Genomic DNA, 2,243 nt, shown 5'->3' on the forward strand with positions numbered 1-2,243 from the left:
AAGCATCACCAGCGCCGCAGGCTTGTTCAACACCCAGATAAGGTGTCGGCTTCGCGACACCTATCCTTATTTGTTATGCTACTGATTTAGTGGAACTATTTTGACTGAGAAAGACCCAAGAGAAAAATAGCATGAAAGCAAAGTCATTTAATCCATAGATACTATAAAAAATACCTGCAAACAAATCCTGTTCATAAACTAAGCCAAGATCATTGTCCTTAAACCAAAGAACCCAAGCAACGACATAAACTAGCTTTTCTAGTGCAAACGCACCTGCGATCCATTTAATACCTTGAGTAACCTGAGAAGCCCCAAGAAAAACAAAGCCCCACACCATAATCATTAACAGACCAAAGTTTGACATTACTACTGGGTCAAACTCGTTAATAACCGAATTTGTGAAAACTCGTGAAAATACTAGTACAGCAACAATATTAATCATTCCTGAAGCCATAAAACCCAGCTTAATCGCATTCATACTCACCTACCATTCAATTTTCTATCTGGTGTCAAGTTTAGCAAACACTTATCGATGAGGCAGACAAGTCGCATAACGCTTGCCGTAAACGGCACAAAATAGCAGGCTAAAATTGGCGACGAAGGAGCACAAGCCTGCTGTTTTGTGTCCTTAGGTTTAACGGCCTTGTTAGCTAATACTTTTGGTCAAACATGCTTTTTTTATAGGCCAAACCAAATAAAAATAGACAACTCCTGAAACACCATTAACCAAACCAATAAATGCAGGGTACTGAGTTTCAAAATCAATGGTGCCACTTATAAGTGGACCTACAACAAATTTTATTAATGCAAATAACCAAGCAATTGTGCTTGCAATAACTAAGAAAAAACCAATTAAAAACTTTTTTAAACCAATAACTTTAAGATTTGAGAAAAGTTGATAAACGTATCTGCAAACAACAGAAACCGCAGCTAAACCTAACAAAAAACTGCCTAATATCCCTGTGATACCCAAAAAATTATCGATAAATTGATTTCGAAACAAATCTTGAAGAGCCAAGGAACAAACCAGAGCAGTAAACACTGCAACAAACTTATAACCCTTTAGTTGTTTTATCTCCATAACTTTCCAGTAGTTGCTAACGCCTCAATCAGCCGACGCTTCAGCGGTCGGCTGCATTGATTTGTTAGGCTTTTTAATCATTAAGTCTTCTTCGTTTGGCAGAGCTTCACGAATACGTTTTAAATCATGGTATCCAATTTTTTCATGGCTGCTATATATTGACTCAATAATAGAGTCAATATCGCTTCTATTAATCCCAATTCTTTCTTTAATATCCTCTAGCCTAGATTCAGCCTTCAGCTCGATTATTGGTGCATATGTGTTAAAAGTTGAAATAATTGCTTTTAAAGATGGGTACAGTAAAGAAAACACAATCGCAAACCCCGCCGGATAAATTAACCCTTGTTCAAGACCGGGAAAGACTGATACAACCTCATTAACCAACTCCACACCAGATTTTTCTGAAGTGAATAAAACTACCAAGGATTTCCAGTTACACCCTATCGCTGCAACAGTATATGACCCTAAGACTGGGCTTGAAGCACGCTCTTTTATATTGCTTGAAAATGACTCGACAAGTTCTTTCAGCACTATTCCTCCTTATTTTCTTGAAGCTTATAGCCTAACGCCTTTAGCACGCGCCCAATGCCGGAGCTTGGGCTTTGTGCGATTATTTTTCCGCACAAAGTTTAAGCGGAGTGTATTGGGTCGCGTGGCTAAATTTGTTATGCACTATACCCTGCCAAACCTTGCTATCTCTTGAGGTGCATACTCCAGCACCCACGCCAAATCAACATCATATATTTTGAACTCTTTCCCTGAAAAGTAGAGCTCAGGAGCTTTTAGGATATCACTCCAAACTATGCGCTCAATTTCAGCGCTAAGACTATTTACCCTGACCACTTCACAGGAAGGATCAATATTTTTACTACCAAGCCATTTAAGAAGGCCTTCTTTGTGGCGTGCATCCTCAGTAGAAGCAAACACCCATTCACTGGTCTCATCACAGCCAGCATCCCAGACAATACTCTGGAGTTTATACATGGCTAGCTTATTAATATCTCTAGCTCGTAAATTTGGACTGCGAAGATTGCTCATATTCGACTATGCATAACGCCTAATTAACAGGCAAAAAATTGTTGGCTAAAATAGGTGAACGGAGTGAACAAAAAGCCAACTGTTTTTTGTCCTTGTTTAATTTCTTGTTGAACGAAGCCGCTGC

At 39.0% G+C, this 2,243-nt stretch carries 4 protein-coding genes; all 4 read right to left on the reverse strand.

Features of this window, described 5'->3' with window-relative positions; translation table 11 throughout:
• Window positions 1-73 precede the first annotated feature (73 nt).
• Window positions 74-478 carry a hypothetical protein gene (locus N475_RS24960; RefSeq protein WP_227008394.1) on the reverse strand — a complete coding sequence of 135 codons (405 nt, stop codon included), beginning with the start codon at window positions 476-478 and terminating at the stop codon, window positions 74-76.
• Window positions 479-646: 168 nt separating this feature from the next.
• Window positions 647-1,081 (reverse strand): hypothetical protein, encoded by a 435-nt coding sequence (locus tag N475_RS24965; RefSeq protein WP_063355652.1) that lies wholly within the window; start codon window positions 1,079-1,081, stop codon window positions 647-649.
• A gap of 24 nt (window positions 1,082-1,105) precedes the next feature.
• Window positions 1,106-1,612, reverse strand: coding sequence for a hypothetical protein (locus N475_RS24970; RefSeq protein ID WP_063366147.1), 507 nt, complete (start codon window positions 1,610-1,612; stop codon window positions 1,106-1,108).
• Window positions 1,613-1,753: 141 nt separating this feature from the next.
• Window positions 1,754-2,119, reverse strand: coding sequence for a hypothetical protein (locus N475_RS24975; protein ID WP_063359099.1), 366 nt, complete (start codon window positions 2,117-2,119; stop codon window positions 1,754-1,756).
• Between the last annotated feature and the right edge of the window lie 124 nt (window positions 2,120-2,243).

Source organism: Pseudoalteromonas luteoviolacea DSM 6061, from assembly GCF_001625655.1.
GTDB lineage: Bacteria > Pseudomonadota > Gammaproteobacteria > Enterobacterales > Alteromonadaceae > Pseudoalteromonas > Pseudoalteromonas luteoviolacea.